The 17,060-nt window shown below is 43.0% G+C and carries 16 protein-coding genes, 1 tRNA gene and 1 pseudogene; 9 read left to right on the top strand and 9 right to left on the bottom strand.

The features are described from left to right. Positions 1 to 4 precede the first annotated feature (4 nt). Positions 5 to 697 (top strand): SDR family NAD(P)-dependent oxidoreductase, encoded by a 693-nt coding sequence (locus BW980_RS08050; RefSeq protein WP_076454485.1) that lies wholly within the window; start codon positions 5 to 7, stop codon positions 695 to 697. Between the two features lie 4 nt (positions 698 to 701). Then, positions 702 to 2,012, top strand: a complete 1,311-nt coding sequence (locus BW980_RS08045) for a cryptochrome/photolyase family protein (RefSeq protein ID WP_076454483.1) — start codon at positions 702 to 704, stop codon at positions 2,010 to 2,012. 12 nt (positions 2,013 to 2,024) lie between these two features. On the opposite strand, the gene BW980_RS08040 is transcribed toward BW980_RS08045, so the two are convergent. Then, positions 2,025 to 3,074: a DUF6340 family protein gene (locus BW980_RS08040; RefSeq protein WP_076454481.1), complete on the bottom strand. Its 1,050-nt coding sequence runs from the start codon at positions 3,072 to 3,074 to the stop codon at positions 2,025 to 2,027. Between the two features lie 298 nt (positions 3,075 to 3,372). Here BW980_RS08040 and BW980_RS08035 point away from each other — a divergent pair, with 298 nt between their 5' ends. After that, positions 3,373 to 3,822: a VOC family protein gene (locus BW980_RS08035; RefSeq protein WP_076454479.1), complete on the top strand. Its 450-nt coding sequence runs from the start codon at positions 3,373 to 3,375 to the stop codon at positions 3,820 to 3,822. Between the two features lie 54 nt (positions 3,823 to 3,876). On the opposite strand, the gene BW980_RS08030 is transcribed toward BW980_RS08035, so the two are convergent. The 4 genes and pseudogenes from BW980_RS08030 to BW980_RS08015 all read right to left on the bottom strand — a co-directional run bounded on the left by BW980_RS08030 (position 3,877) and on the right by BW980_RS08015 (position 6,560). Continuing rightward, positions 3,877 to 4,197, bottom strand: a complete 321-nt coding sequence (locus BW980_RS08030) for a GNAT family N-acetyltransferase (protein WP_076454477.1) — start codon at positions 4,195 to 4,197, stop codon at positions 3,877 to 3,879. 15 nt (positions 4,198 to 4,212) lie between these two features. Next, the gene (gene murA / locus BW980_RS08025) at positions 4,213 to 5,520 is read right to left on the bottom strand and encodes a UDP-N-acetylglucosamine 1-carboxyvinyltransferase (protein WP_076454475.1); all 1,308 of its coding nucleotides are present in this window, start codon (positions 5,518 to 5,520) and stop codon (positions 4,213 to 4,215) included. Between the two features lie 16 nt (positions 5,521 to 5,536). Next, positions 5,537 to 6,193, bottom strand: a pseudogene (locus BW980_RS08020) (DUF4290 domain-containing protein). 79 nt (positions 6,194 to 6,272) lie between these two features. Further along, a complete protein-coding gene (locus BW980_RS08015) occupies positions 6,273 to 6,560 on the bottom strand; it encodes a DUF493 family protein (RefSeq protein WP_076454474.1) in 288 nt (95 codons plus the stop codon). An 87-nt stretch (positions 6,561 to 6,647) separates the two neighbouring features. Here BW980_RS08015 and BW980_RS08010 point away from each other — a divergent pair, with 87 nt between their 5' ends. From BW980_RS08010 to BW980_RS07990, 5 genes are all read left to right on the top strand, one after another. After that, the gene (locus BW980_RS08010; RefSeq protein ID WP_076454472.1) at positions 6,648 to 7,211 is read left to right on the top strand and encodes an AAA family ATPase; all 564 of its coding nucleotides are present in this window, start codon (positions 6,648 to 6,650) and stop codon (positions 7,209 to 7,211) included. Beyond that, positions 7,211 to 9,109 (top strand): RecQ family ATP-dependent DNA helicase, encoded by a 1,899-nt coding sequence (locus BW980_RS08005; protein WP_076454470.1) that lies wholly within the window; start codon positions 7,211 to 7,213, stop codon positions 9,107 to 9,109. Before BW980_RS08010 ends, BW980_RS08005 begins: the two co-directional genes overlap by 1 nt. 49 nt (positions 9,110 to 9,158) lie before the next feature. Continuing rightward, positions 9,159 to 10,106: a methionyl-tRNA formyltransferase gene (fmt, locus tag BW980_RS08000; RefSeq protein ID WP_076454468.1), complete on the top strand. Its 948-nt coding sequence runs from the start codon at positions 9,159 to 9,161 to the stop codon at positions 10,104 to 10,106. Positions 10,107 to 10,280: 174 nt separating this feature from the next. Beyond that, positions 10,281 to 10,553, top strand: a complete 273-nt coding sequence (locus tag BW980_RS07995; protein WP_013995288.1) for an HU family DNA-binding protein — start codon at positions 10,281 to 10,283, stop codon at positions 10,551 to 10,553. 118 nt (positions 10,554 to 10,671) lie between these two features. After that, positions 10,672 to 11,232, top strand: a complete 561-nt coding sequence (locus BW980_RS07990; protein ID WP_076454466.1) for a YqgE/AlgH family protein — start codon at positions 10,672 to 10,674, stop codon at positions 11,230 to 11,232. Between the two features lie 14 nt (positions 11,233 to 11,246). Here the strand turns inward: BW980_RS07990 and BW980_RS07985 are convergent, their stop codons facing one another. Both BW980_RS07985 and BW980_RS07980 read right to left on the bottom strand, forming a co-directional pair. Further along, positions 11,247 to 12,092, bottom strand: coding sequence for an aminotransferase class IV (locus BW980_RS07985; protein WP_076454464.1), 846 nt, complete (start codon positions 12,090 to 12,092; stop codon positions 11,247 to 11,249). Positions 12,093 to 12,149: 57 nt separating this feature from the next. Further along, on the bottom strand, positions 12,150 to 12,533 hold the full coding sequence (locus BW980_RS07980) for an START-like domain-containing protein (protein ID WP_076454462.1): 384 nt from the start codon (positions 12,531 to 12,533) through the stop codon (positions 12,150 to 12,152). Between the two features lie 137 nt (positions 12,534 to 12,670). Here BW980_RS07980 and BW980_RS07975 point away from each other — a divergent pair. Then, positions 12,671 to 12,744: transfer RNA gene (locus BW980_RS07975), tRNA-Met, on the top strand. Between the two features lie 337 nt (positions 12,745 to 13,081). On the opposite strand, the gene BW980_RS07970 is transcribed toward BW980_RS07975, so the two are convergent. Further along, complete coding sequence (locus tag BW980_RS07970; RefSeq protein ID WP_076454460.1) at positions 13,082 to 14,725, bottom strand: sulfatase family protein; 1,644 nt, start codon at positions 14,723 to 14,725, stop codon at positions 13,082 to 13,084. A 431-nt stretch (positions 14,726 to 15,156) separates the two neighbouring features. After that, a complete protein-coding gene (locus tag BW980_RS07965) occupies positions 15,157 to 17,049 on the bottom strand; it encodes a hypothetical protein (protein WP_076454459.1) in 1,893 nt (630 codons plus the stop codon). Between the last annotated feature and the right edge of the window lie 11 nt (positions 17,050 to 17,060).

The following is a 17,060-nucleotide window of genomic DNA, read 5'->3' as shown; positions in this document are numbered from 1 at the left end:
CAAGATGAAAAAAAATATACTCCTGATCGGTGGTTCATACGGTATCGGACTAGAATTGGCAAAGCAACTTCAGAACGAATATTCCGTATACGCAGCTTCTCGAAGTTACGGACAATTAGGTACTACCGATGCGGTACACCTCCCTTTCGATAGCCATAACGATACAATCGACACCACTGCCCTTCCCGATCAACTGCACGGCTTTGTATACTGTCCCGGCTCTATCAACCTAAAACCCTTTCAGATGATGTCCCTAGATAATTTTGAAACAGACATGCAACTCAATTTTTTCAATATGCTCAAAGTGGTAAAAACTATTTTACCTTTAATGGACACGGGCAGTTCCATAGTGCTTTTTAGCACGGTTGCCGTGGGTACGGGTATGCCCTACCACACCAGCATCGCAGCCGCCAAAGGGGCCGTTGAGGGTTTTGCCCGTTCATTGGCCGCAGAATACGCACCCGATATCCGGGTCAATGTAATTGCGCCTTCCTTGGTAGATACCCCATTGGCCAAGCGCCTGTTGAGCAACGATAAAAAAATAGAGGCCATGTCGCATAGACATCCGCTAAAGCGCATCGGAAAAGTCAAGGACATTGCCAGTGCCGCCGTCTTTTTACTCAGTGAAAAAAGTACGTGGGTCACCGGCCAGGTTATGGGAGTGGACGGTGGAATGTCAACCTTAAATTTAAGCTAAACTTATGTCGGATACAATTTCTATATTTTGGTTTCGAAGGGATCTACGCCTAGACGATAACTTGGGCTTTATCGAAGCCTTGAAAGGCGAGCATACCGTTATGCCCATTTTTATATTCGACGAGGAAATCCTTGAAAATCTCCCCAAAAATGATGCCCGCGTTACCTTTATCTTTGAACGCCTTCAGGCCATGCGCCACACCCTTCAAGATGAAAACCACAGTTCCATTGCCCTATATTACGGTACTGCAGAATCCGTTTTTAAAAACCTTCTTGAAACCTATGCTATCGATGCCGTGTATACGAATCACGATTACGAACCCTATGCCCGAAAACGGGATCAGGCCGTAAAAGAGCTTTTAGCCTCAAAAGAGGTCGGCTTTTATTCGTTTAAGGACCAGGTCATTTTTGAAAAAGACGACATCCTAAAGAACGATGGCGACCCCTATATTGTTTATACCCCGTATAAAAACAAATGGAAATCGCTTTTTGAAGCCGATAAGCACCTAAAGATCCATTACACCAACACCTATAGGGACCATCTCGTTCAAAATACCCGCTTGCCCAATCTTAGCCTATCGGACACGGGCTTTGAGACCTCTTCCATAAAGGTGCCCGATTACACCCTTACCCCAACCCTGGTAGCGGAGTATGAGGATACCCGGAACTATCCGGCCATTGAAAACGGCACTTCCCGTTTAGGTCCACATCTGCGTTTCGGTACCGTTTCGATACGAAAAATGATGAAAAAGGCCATTGCCGAAAACAATGAAGTCTTTTGGGACGAATTGATTTGGCGTGAGTTTTTTATGCAGATCCTATGGCATTATCCCAGAACGGTGCATGAAGCCTTTAAAAAGAAATACGACCGTATATCGTGGAGGAACAACGAAGCGGAGTTTGAAAAATGGAAAAAGGGGGAAACTGGTTTTAAGCTGGTCGATGCCGGAATGCGCGAACTCAACGCCACCGGATATATGCACAATCGCGTACGTATGTTGGTGGCCAGTTTTTTGTGCAAGCACTTACTCATTGACTGGCGCTGGGGCGAAGCCTATTTTGCCGAAAAGTTATTGGACTACGAAATGAGCAGCAATGTGGGCAATTGGCAGTGGGCCTCCGGTAGTGGTGTGGATGCCGCACCCTACTTCCGTATTTTCAACCCAATGACGCAGGTCGATAAATTTGACAAGGACCATAGCTATATCTCCAAATGGGTCCCCGAACATAACACTAAGGATTATGCCGATAAAATGGTCGACCATAAGGAAGCCCGCGAACGGTGTTTAAGCACCTACAAAGAAGCCTTAAGCTAGACCAACTTTCGCTTAGCGCGAAAGTTGTTGCTCTAACTGACGCTTCTCGGCCATACGGTATTTTAATAGGTTTACGTAACGTAAGGCCTCTGAGTTATTATAATCGGTATACGATTTTGAAGCCCATTCCATGGCTTTTTCAAGATCGCCGTTGATTTCATTGATGATGGCCATATTATAACAGGCCCTACCCGCCACCTTGGCATCGGGGTTGCTTACTTCCTTTTCCCAAAGTACGGCAGCTCCGTCCCAATCTCCGGTCTGGGCACGTCTTTTGGCCACAACAAAATTGTCGGTTCCTTTCACGAAATAATCCCTTGAAATTCTTTTGCGTAACGGACGCACATCGTAACCGTATGAATTACCGATATGGCTACTGCGTTGTATAACGGCTTCCTTCCTCCCTATTACCGCTTCAACGGCTTTCATAGGGTTGACTCCTGAACCGACCGAAGTAACATGGTCATTGGCGATATATTCATCCAAGATCAGCTTACTCTGTGGGTCGTACACCCTCCACCCGTTTTTAATGGCCGTATTGAGTGTAACTTTATGTCCGGGCAAAGAGGCCTTTATTCCAAGGTTATTGGGGATGGTCACCGTAGTCGCCTCATAATTCACCTTGGTCTCGGTATCGTAGAATTCCAAAGAAAAAAGCACGTCTACATTATTGGCTTCACAAATTTCCTGAACATCTTGCCAGCTCAAGGCCGCGGGAAAAACGCCTAAACCTTTTCTCTGCACATCGATATCATTAATAATGGTAATACTCTCAAAACGTTCGTTACGGGTAAGCTCATCAAAAAGCCCCGTTACCGCAGATTCGGCACCTTCCTTATCAAGGTTAAGCCCTTCAAGCGATAAGACCTTATCAATTTTATCGACTACCTTATTTTCTTCGGAGGGAATACTCCTATTGATTACCCCAATGCGAACGGCATTGGAAGGCAAAGTTATTCGGGCAGGTTCCGTAGCCCCCATCGTAAGTTTATTGGTCGATGCACAACTAGAAAAAAGTAGCAGGATAACACATGCGGAAAACAATCGGTTAAGATTTTTCATGGGACAAAAGTTATATCGTTAGGCTTTTCGTTTTTTTTGGAAAAGCAAAGTAGGTTCGATATTAAACTAAAAGAGCTCTTAATTATTGCCTTAGGCCTAGCTATGCCCCATAAACTCGACCAACAACACTACAAAGTAGGACAAATCTTAAAAAATAGGACCTTAAAATCCTTCCTTACAACCATCTACCCTATGGTTATGGTTCCGCTTTAAAATGCTTTTGTATCTTAGGCCCTGTTACATCAAGGTGCTGCCCTAATGGCTAGCATTTCCATAAACCATACTTTAGTCCTTACCCATGAAAAACCTATTCCTTGCCTTTTTTTTTGTTATCGGCGCCACCCTTAGCGTTCAAGCACAGACTTTCGATTTTAAAATCGACCATCTTGCCTTGGTCGTTGAAGATTCGGATGTAAGCGCCGATTTTTATGCCAACATCCTAAAACTGAAAGAAACTCCCCACCCGGATAAAAAGCCCGGTTTTCGCTGGTTTATCGTAAGTGGAAATTCACAGATTCACCTTATAGAAAAAGATTTCGCCCCTTTCGAAAAGAACAAATCGATGCACTTGTGCCTTTCTACCCAAGATTTGGATGGTATGATCGCCCACTTGGAAAAGAACAAGGTGCCGTATTGGGACTGGCCCGGAAAGGAAAATGCGGTAACCCTGCGTTCCGACGGTGTACGACAGATTTACATTCAAGATCCCGACAAGTATTGGATAGAGATCAATACCGCAAAGCACTAAAACACAAAAAGAGGCCACATGGCCTCTTTTTTATTCTCTCAAACGATCAAACCTTTATTTGATGTTGTACCCTGGAGCCAGAATACCTTCCCCAGCTTCGGGATGCCTCTTGAGGTATGCCACAACAAAGGGACACAAGGGTGCCATTTGTTTTTTTTCCTTCTTTACAAAATCGAGCACTTTCCCTACCAGGGCACTTCCTACGCCCTGACCCCCCAATTCCGAAGGTACTTCGGTATGGGTCAGATAGACGATATCCTGTTTTGAAACCGTGTATTCCATAAAGGCGATATGCCCATCAACATCCATTTCAAACCTAGCCTTCTCACCTTTCTTATCCACTAAGGGTATCTGGGAATAATCTCTTTTTTTCATGGTAAAACACACTAATTATACACGGGAAATCTTGGCGCCGATAGCACGTAGACGTGTATCGATGTCCTCATATCCACGATCGATCTGTTCTATATTGTGAATAGTAGACGTACCCTTTGCGGATAGCGCGGCTATCAACAAGGAAACTCCTGCCCTAATATCGGGAGACACCATGGTCGTAGCCTTTAAGGTCGATTTAAAATCGTGGCCGATTACCGTGGCGCGGTGTGGATCGCAAAGAATGATCTTGGCCCCCATATCGATAAGTTTGTCTACAAAGAACAAACGGCTTTCAAACATTTTTTGATGGATCAGCACTTCACCTTTGGCCTGGGTGGCCACTACCAAGATAATGCTCAATAAATCGGGGGTGAGTCCCGGCCAAGGCGCATCGGCTATGGTCAAAATGGAGCCATCGATATAATTCTGTATTTCGTATCCATTGGTATGTGCGGGAATAAAGACATCATCACCCTTCTTTTCCAAGGTAATGCCCAATTTTCTAAATACGGTGGGGATTTGTCCTAGATCCTTCCAACTTACGTTTTTAATCGTCAATTCGCTTTTGGTCATAGCGGCGAGTCCGATCCAGCTTCCTATTTCGATCATATCGGGAAGCATAGTATGATCGGTTCCCCCTAAGGACTCTACCCCTTCAATTTCCAATAGGTTCGAGCCTACACCGGAAATCTTGGCGCCCATACGGTTGAGCATTTTACAAAGCTGTTGCAAATAAGGCTCACAGGCCGCGTTGTAAATGGTTGTTTTTCCTTCGGCCAAGACGGCAGCCATCAAAATGTTGGCCGTACCCGTTACCGACGCCTCGTCGAGCAACATGTATGTCCCCTTTAATTTTTTGGCCTCTACCCCATAAAAGTATTCTTCCTTGTTATATCTGAACTTGGCCCCTAATTTTATAAACCCTTCAAAATGGGTATCCAAACGTCGCCTACCGATTTTATCACCGCCGGGCTTAGGAATGTATCCCTTTCCAAAACGGGCCAATAAAGGTCCGACCAACATAATGGACCCACGAAGTCCGCGACCATCTTCCTTAAACTGGTCCGACTGTAGGTAATCTAAATTGATGTCGTCAGCCTTAAAGCTGTACGAGCCCTTTGCCTTCTTTTGGATTTTTACGCCCAAATCTTCAAGCAATGCGATCAGTTTATTGACATCTACTATATTAGGAATGTTGTGGATCGTAACCGTGTCGTTGGTAAGCAATACGGCACATAGTATTTGTAAGGCTTCGTTTTTAGCGCCTTGTGGCGTGATCTCACCAGAGAGTTGGTGACCGCCTTCAATTTTAAAGGTACCCATGTAAGATTGAGGAGTATTAATATCGCTTTTTACCGCGATTGTTATTGTTGCGTTGGTTATTTTTCTTTCCCGAGTTGTTGTTCCTTGGGGTTTTCGCTACCCTGTTCTTCAAGAACTGACCACTATCGGTAAGACTCTCTCCCGTCAAATCTATTTGACCGTCACTAAGTTCAAGAAGGTGCTTGAAAATAGCCTTATCGTCTACCGTGTCTTTATTCCAGTTCAGTTAACATTTTTTCATGTGGTTGGCGATGGCGTATTCCAATCCATCGCGCATATCTCCTTTTTCCCATTTAACGGCCACATCGATCATACGTTTGATGTTGTTTCCGTAGAAACGGTATTTTGGGAAATTCTGAGGATATTCCAAAGGCTCTGGACGCTGTCTCAAGACCTCTTTACTGGTAATAGGAAAGGGTGACTTTACATCCAATTTAAAATCGGACATAATGAATAACTGGTCCCATAATTTATGTTGGAAATCGGGCACGTCCCTTAGGTGTGGCTGAATATTCCCCATCACGCTAATAATCGCCTGGGCCACTTTGTTTCTTTCTTCGTCATCTTCTATGGAAATGGCGTGATCCACCATTTTTTGAAAATGACGTCCGTATTCTGGAATGATCAATTTTGACCGTTCCGTATTATATTCTAGGTTTTCTACTAAATTCAAATTGAAAAGTTTTGCTTAAAAAATAAGGAAGTGTTCTTATAACGACTGCAAATTAAGAAAATTATGGCTCAAATACTATTTATAGGCTGATAACCCCCTTAACCTTGCCCACTTCTTTGTATTTTGCTATTACATCGTCAGGGTTTTTCATGTTTACGGTAATCGACAGGCTGGTATACTTTCCGTTCTTGGAACGCTTCGATTCGATTACGGCACCGGTATTGTCGAATATCCTATGGATCTGGTCTACCTTGGATGCATCGCTCTGTACAATAAATTTATAGAGATAATTGGAAGGCCAAGTGGTACTCTCCCCTAATTGCTCACGCAAGCGTTTATAGAACGCTTCTGGATTCTCATTTTCCATATTACGATTTTATACAAAGGTAACGGTTCGGGCCCAATTTTAAAATCATTCGGGAATGATTACTTTTGCTAGAATAAGATTTAACTATTGGAGCTTAAAAAAGTAGTCATTACAGGCGGCCCGAGCACGGGCAAAACATCGGTCATAGAACATTTGGAAAGCAAAGGCTTTCCTTGTGTACACGAGCTTATACGAAGTATGACCCTCTCTGAAAAGAACGAAGCGGGCAGTACCGATTTTTCGGTAAACCCCATTGTTTCGGTCAAAGACCCGAAAAAATTCAACCAGCAGCTTTTGGAGGGGCGGATAAAACAGTATACCAGCGTGGAGAACAGCACGGGCGAAGTCGTCTTTTTTGACCGTGGCATACCCGACGTACACGCCTATATGAATTGTTTCGGACAGGAATATGACGAAGCCTTCGAACGGCCGTGCCACATCTATCGCTACGACAAAATACTTTTGATGCCGCCATGGAAGGAAATCCACGTAGTCGACAACGAGCGTTTTGAGTCTTTTGAAGAGGCCGAACGCGTTTATGAATATCTCAAGTCTACCTATGAAAAGGTAGGCTACCCTATTACCCTTGTGCCCAAAGGAAGCATAGAGGAACGTACCGAATTTATCTTAAAACAGCTAAACCTATACTAATGCACGAAGACCCGATATCCATTTTACGGCAATATTGGGGCTTTGATAGTTTTAGAGGGTCCCAAAAACAGATTATCGACGCCATTTTAGACCGGCGCGACGTATTGGCCTTGCTGCCTACGGGCGGCGGAAAATCGATTTGTTTTCAAGTGCCGGCCATGGCGCAAGAAGGACTCTGTATTGTGGTTTCGCCCCTTATTGCCCTGATACAGGACCAAGTGGAAAACTTGAGAAAAAGGGGTATCAAGGCCATTGCCCTTACGGGAGGCATCCCTTTTAACGAACTCTTGGACCTATTGGACAATTGCCTCTACGGCGGCTATAAATTCGTATACCTATCGCCCGAGCGCCTGCAACAGGAATTGGTCCAGGAGAAAATCCGCCAGATGAACGTGAACCTGGTAGCCATTGACGAGGCCCACTGTATTTCACAATGGGGCCATGATTTCAGGCCCGCCTACCTAGAGTGTGCCGAGATCCGCAAACTGTTGCCCCAGACCCCCGTGGTGGCCCTGACGGCTACCGCTACCCACAGAGTGGCCGACGATATCGTAGAGAGCCTGCATTTGACCGCCCCAATTATCGTTAGGGATTCCTTTGCACGAAACAACATTGCCTTCAAGGTGCTTTGGGAAGAAGACAAACGCCACCGTCTGGTAGCACTGTGTTCACAGGCCCGCAAGAGCGTGATCATCTATGTAGGCACACGCCGGGGCACCGTAGAACTTTCCCAATTGCTGAACTCCAAAGGTTGTAGTGCCACCTTTTTTCACGGGGGCATAACCAAAAAGGAGAAAACCCAGCGCTTAGAGCTCTGGTTGAACAACAAGGTTCAGATTATGGTCGCCACCAATGCCTTTGGTATGGGCGTAGACAAGCCCGATGTTTCCTTGGTGGTACATTACCAGATTCCCGACTGCCTTGAAAACTATTACCAGGAAGCAGGACGGGCCGGCCGTGATGGCCAGGCCGCACAAGCCGTGCTTATTACCAACGCCAATGACGAGGAACAACTCAAGAACCAGTTTTTGAGCGTACTTCCCGATACGGCCTTCTTAAAGAAAATATACAACAAGCTCAACAATTACTTTCAAATAGGATACGGCGAGGGCTGCAATGAAACCCTACAGTTCAATTTCAACCAATTTGTGAGCACCTATGGACTGAATTCGTTTTTGGCCTACAATGCCCTGCGTATATTGGACCGGAATTCGGTCATTGCGCTTTCCGAGGCGTTTTCAAAGAAAACCACGGTACAGTTCATTTCGAGCAAAGAAGCCATATTCGACTATATCGATACCCACAAGGCCTCGGCCGATGTCATCCAGACCATCTTAAGGACCTATGGGGGTATTTTTGATTTTGAAACAAAGATCAATACCGTTTTATTGGCGAAAAAGACCAATAGTTCAGAAAAGCGCGTACTCGAAGTGTTGGAACAGATGAAGAAAGACGAGGTCATCACCTACGAATCGCAGCATAGCGATCTAGAGATCACCTTTCTTGTTCCCCGTGAAGACGATCTGGTCATCAATGTCTTTGCCAAAAAGGTTCAAGAGCAAAACCGCATCAAAACCGAGAAGGTATTTCAGATGCTAGACTATATAAAGAATAACAAGGTATGTAGGAGCCGACAGATTCTGGGCTATTTCGGGGAGGAAGACACCCAAGACTGCGGTGTTTGCGATGTCTGTTTGTCCAAAGCCCGATCCGACCGACCCGATTACGGACGTATTCAGAAAAACATCGAGGCCTTATTGCAAAAAGGGCCGCATAGCTCAAGGGCATTGATCGCCCATACATCGCACGAACAAAAAGAAGTATTACATGTTTTACGGGCCATGCTCGAGAACGGAAAGATTCAAATAAACACCAAGAACGAGTACCAATTGGCCTGATGTGGCCAGACCTACTCTTATATAATGATACAATAAATACGATATACGAATGAAAGATTTACGCATAGTCTTTATGGGAACCCCAGAGTTCGCCACAACCATTTTGGCAAAATTGGTCGAAAACGGCCATAAGGTGGTAGGGGTCATTACCGCACCCGACCGACCCGCCGGCCGGGGCCGAAGCCTACAGCAATCGCATGTAAAACAATACGCCCTTGAAAAAGGGCTCAAAGTCTTACAGCCCACCAACCTGAAGAACGAAGAGTTTTTGGCCGAGTTAAAGTCCCTGAACGCCAACATACAGGTGGTCGTGGCATTTCGAATGTTGCCAAAGGCGGTTTGGGCCATGCCCGAATACGGCACCTTTAACCTGCACGCATCGCTATTGCCCGATTATCGCGGTGCCGCCCCCATCAACTGGGCCATTATAAACGGGGAAAGGGAAACCGGGGTCACTACCTTCTTTATAGACGATAAGATCGATACCGGGGAAATCATACTACAGGAGAAAACGGAAATCGAAGAAGATACCACGGCGGGCGAACTACACGACAAGTTGATGGTCATGGGCGCCGACCTGGTGATAAAAACCTTAGATCTTATTTCAGAAGACAAGGTAAGTACGGTGGCACAGCCCCAGAACAAAAAATTAAAGGAAGCTTTTAAAATTCATAAGGAAACCTGCCAAATCGATTGGCAAAAACCCATGGATGCCATTTACGATCATATTCGTGGACTTAGTCCCTACCCTGCCGCATGGACCCATTTAAAAAACGGGGAAGAAGAGATTTTCGTAAAAATCTACGAAGCGGCGAAGGAAAAAACGCACCACGATTTGAGGGTGGGCGACATCGTATTTGACAAGAAGGAAATGAAAGTGGCGGTCGAAAACGGGTTTATCAAGCTCCTAGAAATACAGCTTCCGGGCAAGCGGAAAATGAAAACCAAGGATGTTTTAAATGGGCTAAAAATCGAAAAAAATGCCCAAATGGCCTAAACCCCCACCACCATTGGGCTGCGAGAAGCGTAAAAAAAGCCCTACTTTATCAACAAACACCCATAGTTATTAACAAAAACATGGATTTCATCCCTTTTTACTTGCGTTCGACACAAATCCATATAAATTTGTTCAACATTAAAATTCGTTTAACAACAATTAATTATTTAAATTATGAACAAAACAGAATTAATCGATGCAATGGCAGCAGATGCCGGCATCACTAAAGCCGCAGCCAAAAAAGCATTAGAGTCTTTCTTAGGAAACGTTGAGGGTTCTTTAAAAAAAGGTAACCGAGTTTCTTTGGTTGGTTTTGGATCTTGGTCTGTATCTAAGAGAAATGCAAGAGAAGGAAGAAACCCATCGACTGGAAAAACCATCAAAATTGCAGCTAAGAACGTTGTTAAGTTCAAAGCAGGTTCTGATTTGGCAAATTCAGTAAACTAGTAGTCGTTTTAGACCACAATATAGAAAGGCGTCCACATTGTGAGACGCTTTTTTTATTTCCCCTTGTTTGGTTTTTATAAGAAATGTCTTATTTTAGATAATAATAGTTTACAAAACCATGGTAGAACTTAAACCAACTAAGGGCAAACTTCTAATCGCCGAACCGACCTTGACCGGTGACGTTTCCTTTAACCGTTCGGTTGTTCTTTTGGCCGAACACAACGAGGAAGGTTCCGTTGGATTTATCTTGAACAAACCTTTGGAGTATAGCATCAGCGACCTTATTACCGAAATTGAGGTCCCTTTTCAGGTCTATAACGGAGGGCCGGTAGAACAAGACAACCTATATTTTATCCACAAGGTACCCGAACTCATTACCAACAGCATAGAAATCTCCGATGGCATCTATTGGGGCGGTGACTTCGAGAATACGATCCAACTGATCAACAAAAAGGTGATTTCGGAAGAAGACATCCGTTTCTTTTTGGGCTACTCGGGTTGGTCTTCCCTACAACTCGACCAAGAACTCTCGTCAAGATCATGGGTCGTGGTCGAAAACGATTATGAAAGCGCCCTTATCCATAAATCGGCAGATGCCTTTTGGAAAGAAAAAATGGTAGAACTGGGCGGTAATTACCTCCTATGGTCCAACTCCCCTGAAAACCCTAGCCTGAACTAAAGGCCTCCCTGCCCCTATGCGAGCCTCGCTACGGCATTTAGTTTGCCCAGCAGCTCCTTGGCCACCTTGTTCCCGAATTCCTTTTTACGGTACTTTGTAATGGGTCGTATGCCCACTACGCTATTGGTTATAAACAACTCATCGGCCTTTTGCAGTTCAAAGGGCGATATCGATGCTTCCTCAAAATCGAAATTTTCGAGTTTGGAGAGTATCTCGATCATTTTTTTACGCACGATCCCGTTCAGGCATCCATCTTCCAAGGGTGGGGTCTTGACCTTTCCATCCTTCACCAAAAAAATATTGGCATTCAATGCCTCTACGATCTGTTTGTCGTTATTGAGCAAAAGACAGTTTTGATAGCCATTTTCTTCGGCAAAAATACTGCCCACCACATTTATGATCTTATTATTGGTCTTTAGGGTCGATAGCATATCGCGGTTCACGTAGAAATCCTTGAAAAGCTCGACTTCATACGGACTTTCGTCTACCACATAAAAAGCCTCTTTAAGCGGCGCCACCTCTATGATATATGAAATATCGTTCGTTAAGGGGGTGTAGAGGCCCCCATCGTTTCGATGTACGGACAATCGCACCCGGAGCTGTTCACCTATCCGCTCGTTGGCCGCAATGGTCTTTTTGATTTCCTCCTCCAAAAATTCCATGGTAAAACGCATGGGAATTTCCATACGCAGGATACGCATAGAGGCCATAAGCCTAAGGTAATGGTCTTCCCAAAAGAACAACTTTCCACCGACCATTCTCATGGTTTCAAAAAGGGCATCGCCATAACGTAGTCCGCGATTGTCGTGGTTTAAAAAATTCGTGTTTTTTCCTAAAAGGTCTCCGTTGTAGTTTACCATAAAAAAAGTCCCGATAATTATCGGGACCAAATATAAGGTGATATTAATAATTTAAGGTTATACAGAGCCCAAAACCTGTTTGAGGTCACTTACCTGGTTACGCCAAAGCATCTTAGCTTCGTCAATTTCATCCTCTTCGGCAAAATCGGTTATAAAAAGGGATACGTCTTTGGTGATTTCGTCTACTATGATCTTCATTTCAAAATATGAATCATCGTCGTTATCGACCCATGTGAACCGAACAAACTCGTCACTTTTACGTTTCAATAATTTAGCTTCTTCTTCCGAGCCATCCCATATAAAACTGAACATTTCACCTCTGGAGTTCACGTTATCGGCAAACCATTCGGAAAGCCCTGATGGAGTTGACAAATACTGGTATAGCAACTGCGGCGAGGATTGTACTACAAATTCTAGTTCAAATTTTATTTTATCGTCCATTCTTTAGTGTTTTCTTTGGGCAATATATAGATTTCCTTATGATAAAAAAATAAAACGCATAGAATAATTTTTTAGCAAAGAATTGTTGAAGAACAAAAATAAACTTTATATTTGCAGCCGCTTTCAAACAACAACGCGGCGAGGTAGCTCAGCTGGTTAGAGCGTCGGATTCATAACCCGGAGGCCGAGGGTTCAAGTCCCTCTCTCGCTACAAGGTTCAAAACCTGCAAAATAGACGGTTTGTGTAGATACACAAGCCGTTTTTTTTATGCCTTGTGTTTCTGTACTTTAGAAAGCCACTCCCCTACAAAATGTCTTTGTTTTTTTTTAATTCCACCCCTGGCGGCCCGAAATTATATCGCTACAAAATGGCCCCTGCCCTAGGGGGTTATTTCTAAATTGGGGGCTGGATTATGTTTTAGGGTAATGGATTATTGATTAAAGCACGGAAAAGCTTTCCTACAAAGCCGATAATAACGCAAAGAAAAGGGGCTAAACTAATTCTCCTAATAGAAAATGTTATTTCATAGTAGAATTACTTCTTTTATTTATTTCCCATCAATCCAAACCTGATTACTTTGAAGGTATCCTATTCTATGGGCCAAGGTTATGGCACGTTCATTCCCTTGTAAAGAAAAAGGCTCTTTATAAACCTGCCACACATTCCCGATTTCTTCATTCTCCTTTAAAATTTGATACCCGATAGATGCCCCATCAGTTTTACAACTAATAGCTATCCTGTTATTTCTCTTTTCAATTAGGGGATTCTCCGTTTTGGGTTGGGTTCCTGAGGGCCAAATCGACGCTACATATTCTTTTTCGGGCATTAAGCCTTTATCCCCTATTGATTGCATCCAACGTTTACATTCGTATCTTAACTCTTTTAATTTCTTTTCATATTGGGGGTCTCCGGCCAAATTGTTCAGTTCGTAAGGGTCGTTATAAGTATCGAATAACTCTTCAGGTTCCTTTTTGTCTCGAAACCATTGAGCCTGATCTTCATTAAGCTCCCCATTATCACGCATTCGAAGTAATTCTTGCATAATGGGCATCTGCTCCCGAAATGCTACAGGCAAATAATAGCCCTGTTCTGTACGGAAATTTTTTAAATATTTATAGCGATTGTCACGAACTGCCCGAATCATATCGTATTGTTTATCAAACCGGTCCGCTGCACCATATACATATTCTCTCCTTTCCTCAGATTCGAATTCTCCAGCAAAGGCTCTACCGTCAAGATTCTTAGGCGGTTGGATTCCCGCCAAAGACAATAAAGTGGGCTTAAAATCAACAAAACTTATCAAACGGTCATCTATTGTACCCGCATTCTTCTTACCTGGATATCGTATTACTAACGGTAACTTCATTCCCGAATCATACAAAAGGCGTTTTTGCCGTGGTAAGGGTCCGCCATGGTCGGCATACCAGAATATAATCGTATTTTCCAATAAGCCGTCCTCTTCCAACTGGGTCAGTATCTCACCTACTTGATGGTCCATTTCCTTAACATTGGAATACATTCTTCTAATATCATTACGTCCAACCTCAGTGTTCGGCAAATAGGGAGGAACAGGTACATCTAAATCATCGGCAACCCAAAGTGAATCTTTAGCCCTCGCCCATATTTGGGATTCATGTGTAACATTAAGATTGAAAATAGAAAAAAAGGGTTGGTTTGGCCCGCGATTTCTCCAATGGGCTTTTTTACTGCTTTCGTCCCATGCTGTGACAGGTGGCATAAATTGATAATCCTCTTTACTGTTATTGGAACAGTAATAACCTTCAAGCCTTAAATGTTCACTGTGCATCTTTACATCAGCAGGAGGCATTGCACCATAAGGTTGAATTACCTCTGGTAAGAATTTTCTATTTCCCCTAGTTCTCATGTGTTGGGCCCCTATATGGTTCTGGTACATACCCGTTGCAATTGCGGCCCTACTAGGCGCACAGACACCAGATGGAGAAAATACATTTGTATACCTAACCCCCTCTGCAGTCAAACGGCTAATATTGGGTGTAACCACTGTGGAGTCTCCAAACGATGGCAATACCGGACTCAAATCTTCGGCCACTATCCAAAGTATGTTGGGACGCTGATCAACGGTTACTTTTCTCGGGTTGCTTTCTTTCTTTTGATTATTGCAACCGAATAAACACAATAAACTAAAAATTAAAATGCCAATTTTTCTCATATTAAATTATTAATTGACTTCTCCGCATATCTTTTAAAATATTATGAATCTGTTGAGAAAAGTTAAATTACCACCATAAATACCTTTGACGTATTTAGGGGAATAGCTAATCACATGAAAAACAAAGTAGATAACAGTATTAAAATTGTGTCAATAATATTATAGTTTTTTATGAAATAGAATGTTACCTGTTCTAAAATAACGGGTGAGGAATTAAAATACTTATTCCATTGTATCAAAACAATGACTATTAAAACATAACACCTCAGGAATCAATAGTTTACAATAACTAAACTAACAAGTCAGAAAATTATAACCTCATATCTAAACATTGAATCCCTTAATATTTTTCAAATCAAGCTAACTCAACTTTTGATATTGGTAAGTAACCATTATTATGATATAAAAACAATTTTTCAGTTTTTTAATTCTTATTTTTTCAACGTATTAATCCATTGAGCAATTTTCTCAGCACTATCTGTCGGCACATTTCGCATACGTGGCATTGGTGTTGCGTATTCAGGCCAATTTTCAGGTTCAGGCTTATAGATTAATTCCATTATTCTTTCGGTAGAATACTTCCGACTGGATATATCTATAAACGAAGGACCTACAGCTTTTTCATCAGTTTTGTGACATGCAACACAGGCATGTTTTCTCAATAAAGCCTGGACCTCTTCAAAGCTTACAGTTTTAGGCAAGGTTTTATTTGCTTGGCCTTTCGCTATATTCTTTTTTTTGCCCTCCTCCATTGTTTTAGTAACTGTCGCTTTTGTTAGCAACTTGTTTTTTTCGGATAAAATCAGAAAATCACCGGACGGTATCCTATTTAAGGTATAATACGCAGTTTTATGTAGAAGCGGATACTTATCTAACAAAGACTTTATGCCCTTTGCCTCAATTTCATGTATGTACCCTTCTCTAATTTGATCAAAAACTAAGCGTACATGCATTTTGTCTTCTGACACATCAATTGCCTTTAGATCAGGAACTGCTTCATTAATCATTGGACTACCATAAATACTATGATACTTATATGTAAAAGTTCTCAGTACATAAGATTCTGGATTCCTAGCCGTAATTTCATCAACCGGCTGAGTAAACTCTAATTCAAATCCATCCGACTTAGCACGTATAGCCTTAATTTCAAATGGCATTTTCCCATTCCAGCTTAATTTTTGAAGACCAAATTTTTCATTGCCTACAGACCCCCACCCCCTTGAGGTCATACCTATAAAAAGATCGCCTTCAGAGCCCCAAGCAAGACGAAATACCCCTGAAGAAAAACCAGAGCGGAAAGGAAAAACTGCACCTTGATAGACCCCCCTAATTTTTTCGAGGTATACCCGATTTATTAAACTTTGTCCTTGATCCCCCACGAAAAGCTGATTTTTAAAAGGTCCTATCTCACCGGTCGTATCTAAGACAATATCCGAGGTTGAAACTCCCATGAAAGCATGCGGTATCCAAACAGAAGGGGCTTTCATACCAGGCGTGCCCTTAGCAATCTCAAATTGAGGCTTCCCTGAGTCTGGAATATCTGAGGGTTTAAGTTTAACAGGAGATTTAACCTCATCAGACCATCGAAGTCCAGCCGGGTGACTGATAAAATCACCTTCCTCAACAACGGTTATATAACCAGACCCAATCCAACCGCCTTGATTTTCAGCATAAAACGCATCTCCCTCTGCGTTCAAGCCAAAAGCTGCGGGAGAGCGCATTCCTGTAGCAAAAGGTTTCATTTCACCTCCTTCCGTGATTTTTAACATCCAACCGTGCCACTTAGACAAACTTTCCATACGTCCAGAGCCCCAAGCCAAGTTGAGCGTAACTATCATGTTCCCCTCTGCGTCAAACCGTGGTCCGTAAGCATATTCATGATAATTGCCCATAATATCAAATGGATAGACCGTCTTGTATTCATCTGCCATACCATCACCATCAACGTCTTTTAATCTAGTAAGTTCAGGACGTTGAGACACGTAAAAAAAACCGTTTTTATACGCTAGCCCCAAAGGCTCATGTAACCCATGCGCAAAAAGCTTGAAGTTGGGCGGTGTACCTCCCAACTGATAAGGATTGGATATCATCCACACCTCCCCGCGACGTGTAGAAACAGCTAGTTTGCCATTTGGGGTAAAGGTCATACCCCCAACACCCAATTCTATACTCTCGGGTATTTGAATGGTCTGGATTTCATAGTAGTCCTCTTCTTTAGGAAGATTTTTTCCACTATCCTTCTCATCTTGTGCATTACTCGTGTAACAAATGTTGAGTACTAAAGTAAATATGGATATAATTCTATTTAATAATTTCGTTTTCATCGATAATAAAT

Origin of the sequence: Zobellia uliginosa, assembly GCF_900156625.1 — a bacterium.
Lineage (GTDB): Bacteria > Bacteroidota > Bacteroidia > Flavobacteriales > Flavobacteriaceae > Zobellia > Zobellia uliginosa.
The sequence above is the reverse complement of the archived record's forward strand: the minus strand, read 5'-3'. Positions and strand labels throughout refer to the sequence as shown.

Coding starts and splice junctions, on each gene's coding strand:
- BW980_RS08050 (WP_076454485.1), top strand. CDS start 5: ATGAAAAAAAATATACTCCTGATCGGTGGTTCATACGGTATCGGACTA.
- BW980_RS08045 (WP_076454483.1), top strand. CDS start 702: ATGTCGGATACAATTTCTATATTTTGGTTTCGAAGGGATCTACGCCTA.
- BW980_RS08040 (WP_076454481.1), bottom strand. CDS start 3,074: ATGAAAAATCTTAACCGATTGTTTTCCGCATGTGTTATCCTGCTACTT.
- BW980_RS08035 (WP_076454479.1), top strand. CDS start 3,373: ATGAAAAACCTATTCCTTGCCTTTTTTTTTGTTATCGGCGCCACCCTT.
- BW980_RS08030 (WP_076454477.1), bottom strand. CDS start 4,197: ATGAAAAAAAGAGATTATTCCCAGATACCCTTAGTGGATAAGAAAGGT.
- murA (WP_076454475.1), bottom strand. CDS start 5,520: ATGGGTACCTTTAAAATTGAAGGCGGTCACCAACTCTCTGGTGAGATC.
- BW980_RS08015 (WP_076454474.1), bottom strand. CDS start 6,560: ATGGAAAATGAGAATCCAGAAGCGTTCTATAAACGCTTGCGTGAGCAA.
- BW980_RS08005 (WP_076454470.1), top strand. CDS start 7,211: ATGCACGAAGACCCGATATCCATTTTACGGCAATATTGGGGCTTTGAT.
- fmt (WP_076454468.1), top strand. CDS start 9,159: ATGAAAGATTTACGCATAGTCTTTATGGGAACCCCAGAGTTCGCCACA.
- BW980_RS07995 (WP_013995288.1), top strand. CDS start 10,281: ATGAACAAAACAGAATTAATCGATGCAATGGCAGCAGATGCCGGCATC.
- BW980_RS07990 (WP_076454466.1), top strand. CDS start 10,672: ATGGTAGAACTTAAACCAACTAAGGGCAAACTTCTAATCGCCGAACCG.
- BW980_RS07985 (WP_076454464.1), bottom strand. CDS start 12,092: ATGGTAAACTACAACGGAGACCTTTTAGGAAAAAACACGAATTTTTTA.
- BW980_RS07980 (WP_076454462.1), bottom strand. CDS start 12,533: ATGGACGATAAAATAAAATTTGAACTAGAATTTGTAGTACAATCCTCG.
- BW980_RS07970 (WP_076454460.1), bottom strand. CDS start 14,725: ATGAGAAAAATTGGCATTTTAATTTTTAGTTTATTGTGTTTATTCGGT.
- BW980_RS07965 (WP_076454459.1), bottom strand. CDS start 17,049: ATGAAAACGAAATTATTAAATAGAATTATATCCATATTTACTTTAGTA.